A 17,556-nucleotide genomic window follows, 5' to 3' on the forward strand; every position below is an offset into this window, starting at 1 on the left:
TGACGGGTCGTGAGGGGGAAGCGGGGAGGGACAGGTGACGGCGCCCGGCGGGGGGTCCGGGCGCCGTCACCGGCACGAGGGGTGCCGCGGAGGGTGTCAGCGGGTGAGGGCCGCGACGCCGGCCTGGGCGAACTTCTCGTCGAGGTCGCCGGAGGGGGCGCCGGCGACGCCGATGCCCGCGATGGGGGCGCCCTTGGCCGTGACGGGGGCGCCGCCGCCGAGGAAGAGGGTGCCGGGGATGTCCTTCAGGTTGGGGGTCTGGGCGAGGCGGCCGGCGAGGACGGAGGTGGGGGCGTTCCAGGAGACGGCGGTGAAGGCCTTGCGCTCGGCGGACTCGTAGGACTGCGGGCCGGCGCCGTCGCCGCGGAGGGTGACGATCGTGTTGCCGTTGCGGTCGACGACGGCGACGGAGATCCGCTGGTTCTCCTTCTCGGCGGCGTCGAGGGCGGCCCGGGCGGCCTTGGTGGCGGCGTCGATCGTCAGGTGGGTGGACTGCTGGAGGTGGTCGTTGCCGGCGTCGGCGCGGACCGCGGCGGCGGGGGCGGCGGCCGGTGCGGTGGCGTTCGCGGAGACCGCGCCGAACGTTCCGGCGGCGGCGAGGGCGGCGGCGGTGGCACCGAAGAGGATCTTCTTCATGGGGGTCTCCTGGATCGTGCGGGGCGGGTGGCCGGACGGTCGTACGCGGCACGGGGGGGACGGGATCGGCGAGCGGGCGGCGCGGCGGGTGCCGCCCGGCGGTGCTGCCGGGGGCGCCTCGCCGTTCGTTCGCTCCGCATCGATCCTCCGCCGGGAAACGGCGCCGTCCGGTCCACGGTCCGGCTGCCCTCCTCACGCACACTGGACGACACCGGGGTCAGCCGATCGGCTGATGCCGGCCTGGTCCTCCTGGGCCAGCATGGACACGTATTCCCAGGCCGGCCCCGGAAGCAGAGGAGGCGGGACGGTTGACGCGGACCCTCCCGGACGCCCGGCGAGCACCCCACGACCCGGACGCCCGCTGGCTCGCCCGGGTCATGCACCTCGCGTTCTTCCTGCTCCTCGGCGCCTCCCTCGTCCGCTTCCTCCTGCGGCACGAGTGGGAGGACCGCAGTCCGTGGATCATCGCCCTGACCGGGGCCCTCGCCTCCCTGTACGTGCTCGGCCCGGTGCTCGGCACCCTGGCCACCCCGCGCCGGATCGCCTGGCTGTGCACGGTCGTCACCGTCTGGGTGGTCCTGGTGGTCCTGGCGCCCAGCTTCGCCTGGTGCGCGGTGCCGCTCTTCTACACCGGTCTGCGGACGCTTCCGCCGCGCGCCGCCCTCGGTCTGGTCGCCGTCCTCACCGCCTTCGTGGTCTTCGCGCAGGTGCAGCTCTCGCACGGCGGCTGGGACCCGAACCTGATCGTCGCCCCGCCGGCCGTGGCCGCCATCGCCACCGCCGTCTTCGTGCACGCCGAGCGGCAGGCCGCCCGGCAGCGGGCCCTCATCGAGGACCTGATCCGCACCCGGCGGGAACTGGCCGCCACCGAACGCCGCGAGGGCACCCTCGCCGAGCGCCAGCGGCTCTCCATGGAGATCCACGACACACTCGCGCAGGGCCTGTCGAGCCAGCAGATGCTGCTCCAGGCCGCCGACCGCACCTGGGACAGCGACCCGGCCACCGCCCGGCGCCACGTCCGTACCGCCGAGTCCATCGCCGAACGCAACCTCGCCGAGGCCCGCCGCTTCGTCCATGACCTCGCCCCCGCCGACCTCGCCGAGGGCGGCGGCCTGGAGGAGGCCCTGCGCCAACTCGCCGCCCGCGAGTCGGCCGACTTCCGCGTCGACGGCGGCGCGGTGCCGCTGCCCGACCGGGTGCAGTCGGCGCTGCTGCGGATCGCGCAGGGCGCCCTCGCCAACATCCGCGAGCACGCCGCCGCCCGGTCCGCCGCGCTGACCCTGACCTACCTGGACGACCAGGTCGTCCTCGACGTCGCCGACGACGGCAGCGGCTTCGACCCCGCCGCGCACCGGCCGGAGGACGGGGTGCGGGGCCACGGCCTGCCCGCGATGCGGGTACGGGCCCAGCAGCTCGGCGGCACCCTGACCGTGGAGTCCGCCCCCGGCGAGGGCACCGTGCTCTCCGCCTCCATCCCCCTCGTACCGACGTCGACGGAGACCGGTTCATGACCGTACGCATCCTGCTCTGCGACGACCACGTCGTCGTCCGCGCCGGGCTGCTCGCCCTGCTCGGCAGCACCCCCGACATCGAGGTCGTCGGCGAGGCCGGCAGCGGCGAGGAGGCCGTCGCCATGGCGGCGAAGCTCATGCCGGACGTCGTCCTGATGGACCTCCAGCTCGGGGCGGGCATCGACGGGGTGGAGGCGACGCGACGCATCGCGCCCACCGGCGTCCACGTCCTCGTCCTCACCACGTACGACACGGACGCCGACATCACGCGCGCCATCGAGGCCGGCGCCACCGGCTACCTGCTGAAGGCCGAACGGCCCGAGGAGCTGTTCGCCGCGATCCACGCCGCCGCCCAGGGCCGTACCGCCCTCTCGCCGCCGGTCGCCAGCCGCGTCATGGACCGGATGCGGGGCGCCGCCGGGCCGAGCCTCACCGACCGGGAGCGCGACATCCTCGCCCAGCTCGCGCACGGCCTCGGCAACCGGGAGATCGCGCGGGCCCTGTTCATCAGTGAGGCGACCGTGAAGACCCACCTGGGCCGCATCTACGCCAAGCTCGGCGTCGACACGCGCGCCGGTGCCGTCGCCGTGGCGAAGGAACAACGGCTCCTCCCCTGACACACTGTGACCGTGCGTCGCTTTCCGTGCGCACAGCGTCATGCGCGCGTGGTGCGCGGATGCGTCAGGTCGTCCTCGTGGGAGTGCACGTGAAGATCGCCGTCGTCGGTGGCGGGCCCGCCGGGCTCTACTTCTCGGTCCTGATGAAGCGCCAGGACCCCGGCCACGACATCACCGTGTACGAGCGGAACCCGGAGGGTTCCACGTACGGCTGGGGCGTCACCTACTGGGCCGGGCTCCTCGACAAGCTGCGGGCCGGGGACCCCGAGTCGGCCGAGGCGGTCGCCGCCGCCTCCGTCACCTGGACCGACGGCCTGGCGATCGTCCGCGACGAACGGACCGTGCACCGCGGCGACGCCGGCTTCGGCGTCGGCCGCCGCGCCGTGCTCGGCCTGCTCGCCGACCGGGCGCGCGAGCTCGGCGTCCGCGTGGAGTTCGAGCACCCCGTCGCCGGCCCGGAGGCCCCCGAACTGGCCGACGCCGACCTGGTCGTCGCCGCCGACGGCGTGCACAGCGCCCTGCGCGAGGCCCACGCCGACCACTTCGGCAGCACCTTCACCGCCGGCCGCAACCGCTACATCTGGCTCGGCACCACCAAGGTCTTCGACTCCTTCAGCTTCGCGTTCAAGGAGACCGACCACGGCTGGATCTGGTGCTACGCCTACGGCTTCAGCGGCGAGCGGTCCACCTGCGTCGTCGAGTGCTCCCCCGAGACCTGGAGCGGCCTCGGCCTCGACACCCTCGGCGAGGCCGACAGCCTCGCCCTGCTGGAGAAGGTCTTCCACGACCTCCTCGACGGCCACCCGCTCATCGGCCGCGCCCAGGCCGACGACGCCGCCCGGTGGCTCACCTTCCGCACCCTCACCAACCGGGTCTGGCACCGCGGCAACCTCGTCCTCCTCGGCGACGCCGCCCACACCACCCACTACTCCATCGGCGCGGGCACCACGCTCGCCCTGGAGGACGCCCTCGCCCTCGCCGCCGCCCTGCGCGCCCACCCCGACCGGGAGACCGCGCTCGCCGCGTACGGGAAGGAACGCCGCTCCGCCCTCGTCCCGGCCCAGAGCGCGGCCCGCCTCAGCGCCCAGTGGTACGAGAACCTCCCGCGCTACATGCGCCTGGAGCCCGGCCGGATGTTCGCCCTCCTCGGCCAGCGCCACTCCCCCCTGCTCCCCTACGTGCCCCCGCAGCTCTACTACCGCCTCGACCGCGCCGCCGAGAGCCTGGAGCCCCTGCGCCGCCTCAAGCGCTGGCTGGGGCCGCGGGTGGCACGGGCGGTGCACGGGCGGGGATGAGGGGACCGGGGGCGAGGGCCCGGGGGGCCGGGCCGGAAGAAGCGGCGTGCGGGACCGGCCCCGTGCCGTGACACCATCGGACCGTGCTCGACATCGGCTACTCCCTCTCCCGGCGCTTCCCCGACCCGCCGCAGACCGACTACCGGCGCGCGGACGTCCACGCCCTGCGCCACGACCTCTTCTGCGGTGACGTGTACCTCGCGGACACCGAGGCGGACCGCGAGGTGTCCACAGCCTGGGGATGGGTGCCGGTCCTCGACTTCGCGTGGGCGCTGTGCGACATCGTCGAGCGGCTCGACCAGGACCCGCGCGGCAGCCGGGCCGCGCGGCCCCAGTACGCGGAGCTCGACTTCACCGAGTCCAGCGACCGCATGATCTTCGAGCGGCGCTTCGGCTGGGTCGACGTCGAGGCCGACTGGATGCCCGGCGACGAGCCGCCGCTCACCTTCAACCACGCCGAACTGCGCCGCGAGGCACGGGACTTCCTCCACGACCTGATCGCCGACCTGACCGACATGCACGAGGGCCTGGCCGACAACCCGGCCGTCTGGGACCTCCAGGCCCGCTTCCCCCGCCTGCCCTGACCGGTACGCCCCCGCCGGGGCGGGCTCAGTCCTCCACGCGCACCCCCAGGTGCGCCGCGAGGACCGGTGCCAGGTCCAGGAGCTGGGCGGACGAGACGACCGCGCCCGCCAGGGACTCCACCCCGCGCGCGATCTCCAGGCGCCGCACCCCGCGCAGATCCACGTCCGTGAGACGGGCCCCCGAGAAGTCGGCCCCGAGCAGGTCGCAGTCGGCGAACTCCACCCGCTCCAGCCGGGCGCCCCCGAAGTCCGGTTCACTCAGCACGCAGCCCTCGAAGACGACGTCCCGCAGCCGCGCCCCCCGCAGGTTCAGGTACTCGGCCTTGCCGCCCCGCACCACCACCCGCTCCCACACCGATCCGTGCAGCTGGGCCCCGCCGAGACGGGCCTCCGCCACCTCCACGTCCCGCAGCTGCGCCCCGGCGAGGTCGGTGCCCACCCCCCGTACCCCGCTCAGCACCGTGTCCAGGAACCGCGCCCCCGCCAGACGGGTGCCGTCGAGCCCGCACCCGCGCAGCGCGCAGTCCAGGAACCGCGCGCCCTCCCCCGCCTGACCCGCCAGATCGAGCCCGTCCAGCGCCAGGCCGTCGTAGTCCCCGTCCGGCTCCAGCCTCCCCCCGTACGGCGCCAGGTCCGGCAGCCGCACCTCCGGCCGCCGGGCCCGCGCCGCCGTCCTCCGCCTCCTCGTCACCATGCCGCCATGGTGACGCACGCCACTGACAACGCCCCGCCCGGATGTCACGGAAGGCCCCCCGCCGGCCGTCCCACCTGTGTCAGCACATCCGGACGAAGGAGACGAGACATGCGCACGCTCACGATCGTCGGCGGCGGCTTCGCCGGGCTCACCGCGGCCATCACCGCCGCCGAGGCCGGCGCCAGGGTGACCCTGTACGAGGCGCACCGGACCCTCGGCGGCCGGGCCCGTACCGCCGACGGCCCGTACCGCACCAACGAAGGCCCGCACGCCCTCTACAACGGCGGCCCGCACTGGACCTGGTTCAAGCAGCGCGGCCTCCTCGGACCGCTCGCCCCGCTGCCGCCCGCCGAGGCCCTCCGGCTCCGCTTCCACCGCGCCGGCGCCCTGCGCCGCACCCCGCCGCTCGGCCTGCTCCGCCTGGCCCGGCACGGCGCGGGGCGGGCGCCCGTCGACACCGACTTCCGCACCTGGGCCACCGGCCTCGCCGGGGAGCGCGCCGCCCGCGAGGCCGCCGCGTACAGCGCGGTCGCCCTCTTCCACCACGACCCCGGCTCGCTCTCCGCCCGCTTCGTCCAGGAGCGCCTCCACCGGGCCGCCGCCCTGCCGCCCGAGGCCCACTACGTCCGGGGCGGCTGGCAGCGGCTCATCGACCGGATGGCCGCCCGCGCCCGGGAGACGGGCGTACGGATCGAGACCTCGTCGCGGATCGACACCCTGCCCACCGGCGGCGGGCCCGTCGTCGTCGCCACCGCGCTGCCGGCCGCCGCCCGGCTCCTCGGCGACCCCTCACTGACCTGGGACAGCGGCCGTACGGTCCTGGTCGACCTCGGTCTGCGCACCCGCAGGGGCGACGCGTTCGCCGTCTCCGACCTGGACGCGCCGGGCTGGGTCGAACGGTTCACCGCCCAGGACCCCTCCCTCGCCCCCGCCGGACAGCAGCTCGTCCAGGCCCAGCTCCCCATCGGCCCCGGCGCGTCGAAGGCGGACGGCGTCGCCCACGCCGAACGCCTCCTCGACCTGGGCTTCCCCGGCTGGCGCGACCGGACGGTGTGGCGCAGGGAAGCCGTCTCCCAGGGCCGTACGGGAGCGGTCGACCGGCCCGGTACGACCTGGCGCGACCGGCCGGCGATCGACCGGGGGGACGGCGTGTACCTGGTGGGCGACCAGGTGGCGGCGCCGGGCGTGCTGTCGGAGGTGTCGTTCACCAGCGCGGTGGAGGCGGTGTCGCTGGCCCTGCGGGCGGGCCGCCTCCAGAAGCCGCTTGACCTCGAGCGCGGTTGAGGTCGGAGGCTGTTCCCGCGCGACCGGCCCGTGGGCCGGCCGGTGCCCCGGCCCCGTACGCCGGGAACCGCGCCCGGCCCACGCCCGCGTCCGCGCACGCACACGCCCGCCCGACGACAGGGGAACGTCATGCACGCCATCCGCCTTCACGCCTTCGGCCCCGCCGAGAACCTCACGTACGAGGAGGTCCCCGACCCCGTGCCCGGCCCCGGCCAGGTCCGTGTCCGGGTCGCCGCGGCCGGTGTGCACCTCCTCGACACGGCGCTGCGCGAGGGCATGACGGGCCCGTTCCCCGCCCCCGCCGAACTCCCCACCGTCCCCGGCCGGGAGGTCGCCGGCACCGTCGACGCCCTCGGGGAGGGCACCGACCCGTCCTGGCTCGGCCGGCGGGTCGTCGCCCACCTCGGCATGGCCCCCGGCGGTTACGCGGAGCTCGCCGTCACCGACGCCGCCCGCCTCCACGCGCTCCCCGACCACCTGGGGGAGGCGGAGGCCGTCGCGATGATCGGCACCGGCCGCACCACCCTCGGCATCCTCCAGTTCGCGGAACTCGGCCCGGACTCCGTCGCGATCATCCCGGCGGCGGCCGGCGGCATCGGCACCCTGCTCGTCCAGTACGCCAAGAACGCCGGCGCCACCGTCATCGGCCTCGCCGGCGGCCCCCACAAGGTCGCCCGCGTCCGCGCCAACGGCGCCGACCTCGCCGTCGACTACACGGAACCGGACTGGGCCGACAAGGTCCGGGCCCAGCTGGGCGGGCGCACCGCGACCGTCGTCTTCGACTCGGTCGGCGGTGACACCGGCCGCGCCGCCGTCGATCTCCTCGGCAGGGGCGGCCGCCACCTCGTCTTCGGCTGGTCGAGCGCGGGCCTGCACGACGGCGAGGCCCTCACCTTCACCCCCGCGGAACTCGCGGACCGCGGCATCACCTCGGAATCTGTCCTCGGACCGGTGATGCTCCGGAAGGCCGGCGGGGACGTCCGCACCCTCGAACGCGCCGCGCTCGAGGCCGCGGCCGACGGCACGCTCCGCCCCGCCGTCCAGACCTTCCCGCTCGCCGAGGCGGCGCGGGCCCATCGTGCCCTGGAGACCCGGGGCACGATGGGCAAGGTGGTCCTCGTCCCCTGAGACCCCGCCGGACCCGGGAGTACGGCGCCGGGGAGAGGCTCAGACCCCGAGCACGTCCCAGGAGTGGCCCTTGAACTCCTTCAGGAAGTCGGGGTGGTCCTCCCACATCCGGGCGGCGGAGCGCAGCACGTCCCAGTTGTGCTCCAGCGCCTGGTCCACCACCTGGCGCAGCTCCGGCGCCGTCTCCCGCTTCTCCACCAGACCGTTCACCGCGGAAGCGGCCTGCACCGTGTAGCGCAGCGCGCGCAGGGCCCGGGAGGTGTCGTCCATGCCGAAGCCGTGGTCCTTGCCGTTCTCGGGGTCGAACAGCGGCGTGAGCCGCGCCTCGATGAAGTCCGTGATCCGCTCGAACCGCTGCCGGATGTCCGAGCGCTGCTGAATGTCCATGTCCATCCCCCCTTCCTACACCGAACCCAGCTTCGTCAGCGCCGCGTCCGTCAGGCGGTACACCGTCCACTCGTCCTGCGGGCGCGCGCCGAGGGACTCGTAGAAGTCGATCGACGGCCTGTTCCAGTTCAGGACCGACCACTCCAGGCGTTCGTAGCCCCGCTCGACGCAGATCCGGGCCAGCTCGGCCAGGAGCGCCTTGCCGTGGCCGCCGCCGCGCAGCTCCGGACGGACGTACAGGTCCTCCAGGTAGATCCCGTGGACACCGCGCCAGGTCGAAAAGTTGAGGAACCAGAGCGCGAAGCCCGCGACCTCGCCCGTGTCCGTCTCCGCGATGTGCGCGTAGGCGGCGGGGCGGTCGCCGAAGAGGGCGTCGTGGAGCTGCTCGGGGGTGGCGCGGGCCTCGTGGAGGGCCTTCTCGTACTCCGCGAGGTCGCGGATCATGCGGTGGATGACGGGGACGTCGGCGGGAACGGCGGTACGGATCATGGCCCCAGCCTGCCCCGGGGGACGCCGTCCTGACCAGAGGCACCGGGCCACGCCCACCCGGCGGGAGACCCGGCTCGCGCCCTCCTGGCGGCGGCCCGGCTCACGCCCTCCCGGCCGAAGACCCGGCTCACGCCCTCCTGGCCGACAGGGTCACGGCGAGCGCCACCTGCCCGGCGTCCAGGACGCGCGCGCCGTCCTCGATGTCCCACAGCGCGTTCTGGAGCACCCGGCCCAGCGTCCAGGCGGCCGCCCGGCCCCGGTCGAGGCCCAGGCGGGCGGTGAGGAGGTCGAACCGCCACAGGACCTCCGCCCGCTCCCCCGCTCCCGTACGGCCCCGAAGGGCGGGCAGCAGGTCGAAGCCGGGGTCGCCGGCGAGCGGCTTGGGGTCGATCGCCAGCCACGGTTCGCGCGCGGCGGCCAGGACGTTGCCCTCGTGCAGGTCCCAGTGGAGCAGCCGGTCCCCCGGCTCGTCCGCCACGTCCCGTACGGCCGCCGCCCAGTCGCGCAGCAGGGCCGCTTCCCCGGCGTACCGGAGCCGTACCGCCGCGGCGGGTGCGCCGGCCACCATCCGGGCCGCGACGCCGCCGAGGGGCCGCAGTCCGGGCGGCGCGGGGGCGGCGGTCAGCCGGGCGAGCAGATCGGCGAGGATCTCCACCGCCCGCCGCCGGTCGGGGAGCCGGGACAGCGGCCGGCCGGCGTCGAGGCGTTCCAGGAGCATCGTCCCCGTCGCCGGGTCGTGGCCGAGGAGCCGTACCGCGCCCCCGCCGGCCCAGGCACGCAGCGCCGCCGGTTCCCCCTCGGTCTCCTCGTCCAGGAGCGGGAACTTGAGGACGGCCGGGTCACCGCCGCGCACCACCGGCAGCACCAGGGACGCCGCGCCGTGCATCGGCGGCCCGGTGACCCGCAGGCCCCAGCGGCCCAGGGACTCCTCCGCCCGCCCCGGCAGCGCGGCGACGAACGCCCGTCCCGTCGCCCCGTTGTACGCCGCCTGCGCCCGCGCGAACTCCTCCGGCACCTGGATCACCGGCCCAGGCTAAGGGGTGCCTTCCGGACAGGTCCCCGTATCCAGGGGCCCGCTCCCGGCGGTAGCCTCCCGCCACGCATCCGGAAGCAGGGACACACATGAGCACGGTCAACGGCGGCATATCGTTCTGGTACGCGCAGGAAGGCGCCCCCGCGCCCCGCGAACCCCTCCCCGGCGACACCACCGCCGACGTGTGCGTCGTCGGCGGCGGCTACACCGGCCTGTGGACCGCCTACTACCTCAAGAAGGCCGTCCCCTTCCTCAACATCACCGTCCTGGAGGCGTCGTTCTGCGGTTACGGGGCCTCCGGCCGCAACGGCGGCTGGCTCTACAACGGCATCGCGGGCCGCGACCGGTACGCCGAACTCCACGGGCACGAGGCCGCCGTCCGCCTCCAGCAGGCCATGAACGCCACCGTCACCGAGGTCCTCGACGTCCTCGACACCGAGAAGATAGACGCCGACCAGCACCGCGGCGGCGTGCTCGAAGTCGCCCTGACCCCGGCCCAGCTGGCCCGGCTCAAGGCCTTCCACGCCACCGAGGCCGCCTTCGGGGAGACGGACCGCGAGCTGTACGGGGCGCGGGAGACGGCCCGGCGCATCCGCGTCGCGGGGGCCGTCGGCTCGTCCTGGACCCCGCACGGCGCGCGGATCCACCCCGTCAAACTGGTCCAGGGACTCGCCGCCGCCGTCGAGGCGCTCGGCGTCACGATCCACGAGTCGACCCCGGTCACCGAGATCAGGCCGAAGCACGCCGTCACCCCGTACGGAACCGTCCGCGCCCCCTACGTGCTGCGCTGCACCGAGGGGTTCACCGCCTCCCTCTCCGGCCAGCGCCGCACCTGGCTGCCGATGAACTCCTCGATGATCGCCACCGAGCCGCTCACCGACGCGCAGTGGGAGTCCATCGGCTGGGACGGCCGCGAGACCCTCGGCGACATGGCCCATGCCTACATGTACGCGCAGCGCACCGCCGACGGCCGCATCGCGCTGGGCGGCCGGGGCGTCCCGTACCGCTTCGGCTCGAAGACCGACAACGACGGCCGCACGCAGGCCCGGACCGTCGAGGACCTCCGCGACATCCTGGTCCGCCTCTTCCCGCAGCTCGCGGGCCTCGGCATCGCCCACGCCTGGTCCGGCGTCCTCGGCGTGCCCCGCGACTGGTGCGCCACCGTGACCCTCGACCGTTCCACCGGCCTGGGCTGGGCGGGGGGTTACGTCGGCTCGGGCGTCGCGACCGCCAACCTCGCCGCCCGCACCCTGCGCGACCTGATCCAACAGGACTCGGGCCAGTCCGGCCCGACGGACCTGACGGCCCTGCCGTGGGTCGGCCACCGGGTCCGCAAGTGGGAACCTGAGCCCCTGCGCTGGCTGGGCGTGCACACCCTGTACGCCGCCTACCGGGCCGCCGACCGCCGGGAGACGACGACGCACGCGGCGACGACGGACCGGGTGGCGAGCCTGGCCAACCGCTTGAGCGGACGCTGACGGGGCGTCGCCCGCGGGTGTCACCGGCTCGCGGGGCCCGCGAGCCGGTGACACCCCCTACTCCACCTCGATGCCGAAGTCACCCACCAGCTCGGCGAGACCGCCCCGGTACCCCTTCCCGCCCAGGACGAAGTCCCAGTCGCCGCTCGCGCGCCGCCGGAAGGAACCGAGGACCAGCGCGGTCTCGCCCTGCCGCCCGTCGGAGACGACGAGCCGGTCCAGTTCCGTACCGGAGTCGTCCCGCAGCCGGATGCCCGCGTCGGTGAAGCCGCCGAGGTCCGCGTCCGGGTTCACCTCCGGGTCGACCGCCGCGACGAGGACCAGCCGGTCGGCCCGCGCGGGCAGGGCGTCGAAGCCGACGCGGATCGCCGCCCGGTCGCCCGGGGCGGCGGCGACCATGGCGACCGAACCGTCAGGCGTGGCCGGGTTGTTGAAGAAGACGAACCAGTCGTCGTCGAGGACCCGGGCGCCCTCGCAGACCAGGGCGCAGACGTCCAGCGCCACCCCGCCCGTCCAGTCCATGCCGAGCAGGTTGAAGTCGTCGGAGGCCTCGGTCGGGGAGGACACCGCCGCCGCCGGGGCCGCCGGCGCACCGGGCCCGAGCCGGCCTCGCAGCCCGTGCCGGTGGAGCAGCTCGACCAGCTCCGTGCCCGAGATCAGCGTCAGCGGCTTGCCGTTGGCGAAGGCGTACGAGCCGGGCCCGAACTTCGAGGTGGTGACGAGGACGCCCTTGTTGGCACCGGCGCCCTGCACGGTCCCGTACAGGTCACGGACGGCGCTCGGCGGCACCGTGTTGCGGTACCGCTTGACCTGCACCACGATCGACCCGCCGCTGATCGGGTCCGGGTCGAGGGCCTCGACGTCCACGCCGCCGTCGTTCGACCGGCGCGTGGTCACGGCCTGCAGACCACGGGCCCGGAACAGCGCGGCCACCAGCCCCTCGAAGGCGATCGGGTCCATCGCCAGCAGGTCGGGCTCCTCGCCCTCGCCCTGCGAGACGACCTCGGACCCGACCTGATCGGGCAGCCGCAGCGGCTGCACCGCCACCCGCTCCTCCGGCTTGGCCGACAGCCGCCCCGTGAGCGGCCCGGTGAGGCACTCCACGGCGTCGACCAGCTCCAGGTTCAGCCGGTCGAACACCGGCCGGCCCACGGCGACGGTCGCCACGCACACCCGGGCGGCCAGCCCGGTGGCCGGGTCGACACCGTCCACGTACCCGTTGAGCGCCACGCTCTCCACGGCCCCGAACCGGTCGGCCGCGAACACCTGCCGCACCGCGAGCAGCACGGTCTGCGCCAGCACGCGCCGGTAGAGCGCCCGGCGCTGCGTCACCGGCCGGGGCACCTCCTTGTCCTGGTCGGTACCGGGCAGGTACTTCACGCCCCTGGCCTCGGGCACCACCTCGTACCCGGGCAGGTCCCAGTCGACGACCAGCTCGCGGCGGGCCCGGTCGTACGCGGCGGACACCTCGTGCGGGAAGCCCTCCGGCCAGGCGGTCGAGGCGTAGAGCACGGCGGAGAAGAACTCGACCACCGTGTCCGCGTCCCCCTCGCGCAGCGCCGCCACCGTCCCGGCGATGCCCGCGTTGTGCGTACGGATCTCGGCGAGCCGGGCCGCCGCCCAGGCGTCGTACTCACGCCGGTACGCCGCCAGCGTCTCCAGCCGCCGGGCCTCCGCCGCCTGCGCCGCGTACCAGTCCCGCTCGAACCGGTCCCGCGCCCCGAACCCGTGGTACGCCCGCTGGTCCGGCATCCCGACCGGCTCCCCCAGCGGGCCGGGCGCGAACGGCTCCACCTCCTCGGGCCGCCGCAGCGACTCCACGGAGAAGCCCGGCTCCCGGCAGCCGGCCGCGAGCAACCCCTCCAGCACCGCCACCCGCTCGTCCAGCTCCCGCGTCCGCCGCAGCGCGTCCGCGTCCCGGTGCCGCCGGTACGCCGCCCGCTGCTCCCGCTGCATCCGCGCCACGTCCCGCTCCTGCGCCCGCAGCGCCCGCTCCGCCTCCCGCCGCTGCCGCAGGACCGCCTGCTGCTGCCCCTCCCGCTGCCGCTGCGCCACCCGCTGCTGCTCGGCCCACAGCCCGATCAGCCCACCGGAACGCCGACCCATCGACCACACCCCTCCCCGGAAACACCCCTCACCCCCTCCAGTCTCCCGGACCCGACCCCACCCCGTCCCCCACTCCCCTCACCCGGAACGCCGAAGCCCCCACCGGTGAACGGTCGGGGCTTCGTCCGGGTCGTCGCGGCGCGGGCCTTGTCGCTACGCCGCGACGAGCACGTCCGCGGCGTCCTGCATGCTGTCCGTGACCGCGTCGGCGCGCGCCTCGGTGAACGCCTCGTACGCGGGCGGCGTGGTCGCGTAGCCGATGGCCGTGGCCCCGGCGGCGTGCGCGGCCCGGACGTCCGTGAGCGAGTCCCCGATCAGCGTGCAGCTGGTGACGTCGATGTTCATCCGCTCGGCCGCCGTGATGAGCGGATACGGGTTGGGCTTCATCAGGTGCGGCTGCGCGGAGTGGCGGCCGACGATCTCGGCCACGTACTGGTCCAGCCCGTGCAGCCCGAGGAAGATCCGCACGCACTCGGCGGAATTGTTGCTGACCACCGCGACGCCCCGCCCGGTGGCACGGGCCGCTTCGAGCGTCTCCGCGGCCCCGGGCACCGGCTTCCCCGCGACGGCGACCGCGCGCACCTCGGCGGCCGTCAGGGCTCGCTCGACCTCCTCGCCGAGTTCGCCGCCGGCCTCGTGCGCGATGCGCAGCACCTCGAAGGGGTCGTCCGTCCGGGCGGCCCTCGCGCCCGCGCCCCCGTCCCGGGCGGCGAGAAGCCCGGCCAGCTCCCGCGCGACCTCGGCGGCCGGCAGTCCCGCGAACAGATCGCACACGGGGCCGTCGAAGTCCACGAGGACGACACGGGCATTCGCCAGGGTTTCGTTGAGCGAGTCGGTGTGCGTCACGGTCGATGTCCCTTCCGGTGATCTCCGCGCCACCCAGGGCGCGGCACGAGCCGATGCCCCGGCCGCGAGCCGAGACCCCGAAGTCCTCCGCCGGACTCCCACCTGCCGCCTTCCCTGCCGAAGCCCATTCACCACGTGCGCCTTCTCACCGAGACCGACTCGGGGACCGTGTTCGGCCGGCGATCCTGACCGCGGCTGCTGCGACCGACCGCCGCCGTCAGTGGGCAGCCGTGCGTCCGGGCGGGGCCGGTGCACAGGCCGATCGCTACCCTGTGCGCATGATCCAGCAGGACGACCGCCAGTTCCCCGTCGCGCTCGCCGCCGCCATGAAGGTCCGGCTCGACCGCGCCGGCGAGGACCGTGTGGACTTCGAACCGTACGAGTCCTTCCTGAGCGCTGAGGACACGACGGACTGGTTCCGCGCGTGGACGGGCAACGACGACCTGAACGGCGATGCGTTCCGCGTCTTCGGGCAGGACGGCACCGGCGGGTACGCGGCGTTCTGGCTGATCCGCCCGGGGCGCGAGCTGGTCGACCAGCCGGTCGTCTTCCTGGGCTCCGAAGGAGAGGCCGGAGTCGTGGCCCGCGACCTCGGCGCCTTCCTGTGGCTGCTGGCCGACGGCCTCGGCCCCTGGGAGGCCGCCACCCCGTACGGTTTCGAACCTGACTGGGCGCCTCAGCCCATCGAGGACCTGGCGGCCATCGCTCAGCAGCACGCTCCCGACCGGCGGGCATCGGCACCGGCGATCATCACGGAGGCCGCACAGGAGTTCCCCGACTTCGACGACATCATCAGGGGACTGTGCCGTTGAACGTGGGCTCAACGCTCCTCCGGCGCCCGGCCTCCAAAAATCTCAACCGTGTTGCTGTTGCCCGTGGATGTCGAAGACCCCCGGCCGTGATCGACCGGGGGTCTTCGCCCTGGAGCCCCCTGTCGGGTTCGAACCGACGACCCCCGCTTTACAAGTTCGATCGGATCGACCAGACGCAGCCAACGGCCGAGGGCTCACCTGCCGTTACTGCCCGTCGGCGACCTCCCACATCCACCGCTGTTGATGTCAGCCGTGGATGTCAGCCGTCGGTCACCACCAGGACCGCTTCTTCTTCCGAAGCTCCTGCTTCTTCGCTTCGGCTTCCTTCTTCTTCCGGTCCGCCTGTGCGCGGGCTGTCCACTCTCCCTGATGCTGGTGGCACTGACCGCTGCCCACGACAGCCAGTCGCGTACACCGACCCCCGCCTTTCTTCGGAGCCCCACACCTCGGCTGGGTCACGTCCTTCTCCCTCCCAAGAGCCCGCACGGACGCTCGCAGCGTCTCTCCAAACTCGCTGGCTGGGGAGGCGCACACGGAGGCGCGGTGGGGCACATGGTTCCGGGTCCGTCGGTCGAGTTGCCGACCGGCAGGCCCAGACTGTGTCAGCCGGGAGCTGCTGACCCCCGCCGTAGGCGCCCCCGGCCGTGGGCTCACAACCTCTTTGCAAGAGCGGGAGGGCGGTCTTGCACCTGACCTGCGCAGAAGCTGCGGGAGCTGATCGACACTCCAAAGCCCGAACACGCCCCTCGTTCCCCGTGGTTCCCCGCACGATCTGGCACGGATGTGGCACGGTCCTCGCCGGCGCCTGTCAGTGCCTCGGGACAGGGTCCGCCTGCGCGCGGGCGGCTTCCGAGGTGCCCAGCTCGGTAGTGCAGCTGCATCCCTGGCTCTACCCGGGGGCGGCCCGGTGCAAGCCCGGGACCCAACCGACGGCGAGGCTCCGCCGACGGCCAAGAGCGCCCTGCCAGCGCGGCCGCGCGCGAACCCACCTAGCACGCGGCAACGGCTCCGGAGGCCGCGTGCCTCCCATGCATTACCGCTGGTCAGGAACGCGTAAGTCCCTCGGTACGCATCCGTCGTCCACGAATAGGCCGCTGACCATCCATGAATCCCTCGGTTGCTGCAGGCCTGAAGTTAGCGGTTGACGCCGATACTTCGCGAACCCAGGAATCGCCAAGCTTCCTGCCGATATGACCCCCTGGGCAACAGGCGCAATTACCGATTATCCACGATTGCCTCGATAGCCAAAAGCCGCACGAGTTCAATGTCGGGGTAGAGCTTCATCGCCTCGTGACTGAGTGGCAGGAGAACCTTGGACTCGGCATAGCGGACGTCATCCTTCGCATGGACGATCCTGTTCCGGAGTTTGTAGATTCGCTTGGCCACCTGCGAGGCCAACGGCTCTCCACTCTTGGGATTGACTGCCGAGACTCCAGATATAGGACCGTTCCTGTCGAAGTGGCCACCATGGTCGAGTGCGAAGAATTCCTGGAGCTTTCCTTCGGGTACGCATTCTTCGATAAGGGTGCGCAACTGATCCGCCTCGCTAGCTCCGTGTGACCGCTCCACGGAGTTGAGGATCTTCAGTACAGAAGCATCCTTTTCTTCGTCGAAATCTAGGGAACGCAGGATTCGGCGCACTTTCTTAACCGAGTCCCTCCTGTGGACAGCGGGAAAGTAGTGCTCAAGGATCTGATAGTAGGACAGGTAGAACAGGGTGAAATTGCCGCGCATCGCAAAATCGCTAGGGATGGAGAAGAGCGCGGCAACGTTATCCGGCACGGGTGTGCGAGGGAAGCGAACTGAATGGCTAATAGATACGCCGCGTCGTCGGTATGAAGGGACTTCGACCTTGGGGCGCAACGAGTAGACAGTCCTATGGCGGGCGTTGAGTTCGAACAAGAAAGAGTTGGCCAGCTCACGGGACCTGCGCTCGAGTTCCACCTGCTCCGTAGCTCCCGCCAGAAAAACCTTCAAGGTTGCATGTGTGCGGGTCCGCCCTTTTGATTCTGCGCCGAGAGGTATCAAGGGGGGGCAAAGGAGTGTATTCGGAGAAATCTCGATGCACGTCGAGCCATCGCTCGACGTGACGCGGATTACGGCAGAAACGTATTGGCGACTCTCCTCGTAAGCGAGTGGCGGCTCGGCGGTGTGTTCGTGGGGGCAGGGGCGAGTGTCGAATTCAAATTTTTCGATGCTGGAGGGTCGCATCGCTCCAAGTCCTTGCATTCTTACCTCAAACTCGGCGAAACCCCTATCCGGATCAAGCCATCCTTCCGCCTCCTCCATTCTCCTCCCTCCTCGATCAATCGACTCAAGGATCTTCTTGGCGGAATCAAAATGGACAGCGGCGTCTCGCTGCCGGGCTCCATTTTTTTCCAGAGTGTCAAAGATGAGAAATTCGCCATCTGTGCCCACATGTGCCAGACCGAGACACTGCGCAATCCTGGAGATATCTTCCGACTCGAAAGGCGTTGCCTTTTCATTTTTTGCTTCATCCGACATGATCCCCATCTCCAATGTGTAAGAGTTGGTAGTGACGATGAATGCTAGAGCATCAAAGGCAGGCGCGTAGGCGAATTTGAGGATGTCGTAGGGGTAGTCGTGGGTTGAAGCTGCTCTGGCGCGAGTAATCACGCCACGGAAGGCTTACGCA

General features: G+C 72.8%; 16 protein-coding genes. 8 read left to right on the plus strand and 8 right to left on the minus strand.

Going from position 1 to position 17,556, the window contains the following annotated elements; genetic code table 11:
• Positions 1-96 precede the first annotated feature (96 nt).
• Positions 97-636 (minus strand): heme-binding protein, encoded by a 540-nt coding sequence (locus tag ACFY60_RS11625; protein WP_388610392.1) that lies wholly within the window; start codon positions 634-636, stop codon positions 97-99.
• Positions 637-1,013: 377 nt separating this feature from the next.
• Here ACFY60_RS11625 and ACFY60_RS11630 point away from each other — a divergent pair, with 377 nt between their 5' ends.
• The 4 genes from ACFY60_RS11630 (at position 1,014) to ACFY60_RS11645 (ending at position 4,643) form a co-directional block, all read left to right on the plus strand.
• Positions 1,014-2,147: a sensor histidine kinase gene (locus ACFY60_RS11630; protein WP_388611018.1), complete on the plus strand. Its 1,134-nt coding sequence runs from the start codon at positions 1,014-1,016 to the stop codon at positions 2,145-2,147.
• Positions 2,144-2,764 (plus strand): response regulator, encoded by a 621-nt coding sequence (locus tag ACFY60_RS11635; protein ID WP_388610391.1) that lies wholly within the window; start codon positions 2,144-2,146, stop codon positions 2,762-2,764. Before ACFY60_RS11630 ends, ACFY60_RS11635 begins: the two co-directional genes overlap by 4 nt.
• Before the next feature lie 59 nt (positions 2,765-2,823).
• The gene (locus tag ACFY60_RS11640) at positions 2,824-4,059 is read left to right on the plus strand and encodes an FAD-dependent monooxygenase (RefSeq protein WP_388610390.1); all 1,236 of its coding nucleotides are present in this window, start codon (positions 2,824-2,826) and stop codon (positions 4,057-4,059) included.
• Between the two features lie 83 nt (positions 4,060-4,142).
• Positions 4,143-4,643, plus strand: coding sequence for a hypothetical protein (locus ACFY60_RS11645; RefSeq protein ID WP_309051963.1), 501 nt, complete (start codon positions 4,143-4,145; stop codon positions 4,641-4,643).
• A gap of 25 nt (positions 4,644-4,668) precedes the next feature.
• Here ACFY60_RS11645 and ACFY60_RS11650 read toward each other — a convergent pair whose 3' ends face one another.
• On the minus strand, positions 4,669-5,337 hold the full coding sequence (locus ACFY60_RS11650) for a pentapeptide repeat-containing protein (RefSeq protein ID WP_388610388.1): 669 nt from the start codon (positions 5,335-5,337) through the stop codon (positions 4,669-4,671).
• A 108-nt stretch (positions 5,338-5,445) separates the two neighbouring features.
• On the opposite strand from ACFY60_RS11650, the gene ACFY60_RS11655 reads away from it, so the two are divergent.
• Complete coding sequence (locus ACFY60_RS11655; protein ID WP_388610386.1) at positions 5,446-6,621, plus strand: NAD(P)-binding protein; 1,176 nt, start codon at positions 5,446-5,448, stop codon at positions 6,619-6,621.
• A gap of 129 nt (positions 6,622-6,750) precedes the next feature.
• Positions 6,751-7,749, plus strand: coding sequence for a zinc-binding dehydrogenase (locus ACFY60_RS11660; RefSeq protein ID WP_388610385.1), 999 nt, complete (start codon positions 6,751-6,753; stop codon positions 7,747-7,749).
• Between the two features lie 39 nt (positions 7,750-7,788).
• On the opposite strand, the gene ACFY60_RS11665 is transcribed toward ACFY60_RS11660, so the two are convergent.
• The 3 genes from ACFY60_RS11665 to ACFY60_RS11675 form a co-directional block, all read right to left on the minus strand.
• The gene (locus ACFY60_RS11665) at positions 7,789-8,142 is read right to left on the minus strand and encodes a hypothetical protein (RefSeq protein ID WP_388610383.1); all 354 of its coding nucleotides are present in this window, start codon (positions 8,140-8,142) and stop codon (positions 7,789-7,791) included.
• Positions 8,143-8,151: 9 nt separating this feature from the next.
• Entirely contained in the window at positions 8,152-8,625 is a 474-nt protein-coding gene (locus tag ACFY60_RS11670; RefSeq protein WP_388610382.1) for a GNAT family N-acetyltransferase, read from the minus strand.
• Between the two features lie 127 nt (positions 8,626-8,752).
• A complete protein-coding gene (locus tag ACFY60_RS11675) occupies positions 8,753-9,649 on the minus strand; it encodes an aminoglycoside phosphotransferase family protein (protein ID WP_388610380.1) in 897 nt (298 codons plus the stop codon).
• A 98-nt stretch (positions 9,650-9,747) separates the two neighbouring features.
• Between ACFY60_RS11675 and ACFY60_RS11680 the strand changes: the two genes are divergently transcribed.
• Positions 9,748-11,136, plus strand: coding sequence for an NAD(P)/FAD-dependent oxidoreductase (locus ACFY60_RS11680; protein ID WP_388610379.1), 1,389 nt, complete (start codon positions 9,748-9,750; stop codon positions 11,134-11,136).
• A 57-nt stretch (positions 11,137-11,193) separates the two neighbouring features.
• Here ACFY60_RS11680 and ACFY60_RS11685 read toward each other — a convergent pair whose 3' ends face one another.
• The gene (locus ACFY60_RS11685) at positions 11,194-13,242 is read right to left on the minus strand and encodes a restriction endonuclease (protein ID WP_388610377.1); all 2,049 of its coding nucleotides are present in this window, start codon (positions 13,240-13,242) and stop codon (positions 11,194-11,196) included.
• A gap of 153 nt (positions 13,243-13,395) precedes the next feature.
• Positions 13,396-14,088, minus strand: a complete 693-nt coding sequence (locus ACFY60_RS11690; protein ID WP_388610376.1) for an HAD family hydrolase — start codon at positions 14,086-14,088, stop codon at positions 13,396-13,398.
• Between the two features lie 278 nt (positions 14,089-14,366).
• Here ACFY60_RS11690 and ACFY60_RS11695 point away from each other — a divergent pair, with 278 nt between their 5' ends.
• A complete protein-coding gene (locus ACFY60_RS11695) occupies positions 14,367-14,900 on the plus strand; it encodes an SMI1/KNR4 family protein (protein WP_388610374.1) in 534 nt (177 codons plus the stop codon).
• 1,215 nt (positions 14,901-16,115) lie between these two features.
• On the opposite strand, the gene ACFY60_RS11700 is transcribed toward ACFY60_RS11695, so the two are convergent.
• A complete protein-coding gene (locus ACFY60_RS11700) occupies positions 16,116-17,537 on the minus strand; it encodes a hypothetical protein (protein WP_388610373.1) in 1,422 nt (473 codons plus the stop codon).
• Between the last annotated feature and the right edge of the window lie 19 nt (positions 17,538-17,556).

This window comes from Streptomyces sp. NPDC012827 (assembly GCF_042900905.1).
GTDB lineage: Bacteria > Actinomycetota > Actinomycetes > Streptomycetales > Streptomycetaceae > Streptomyces > Streptomyces gulbargensis.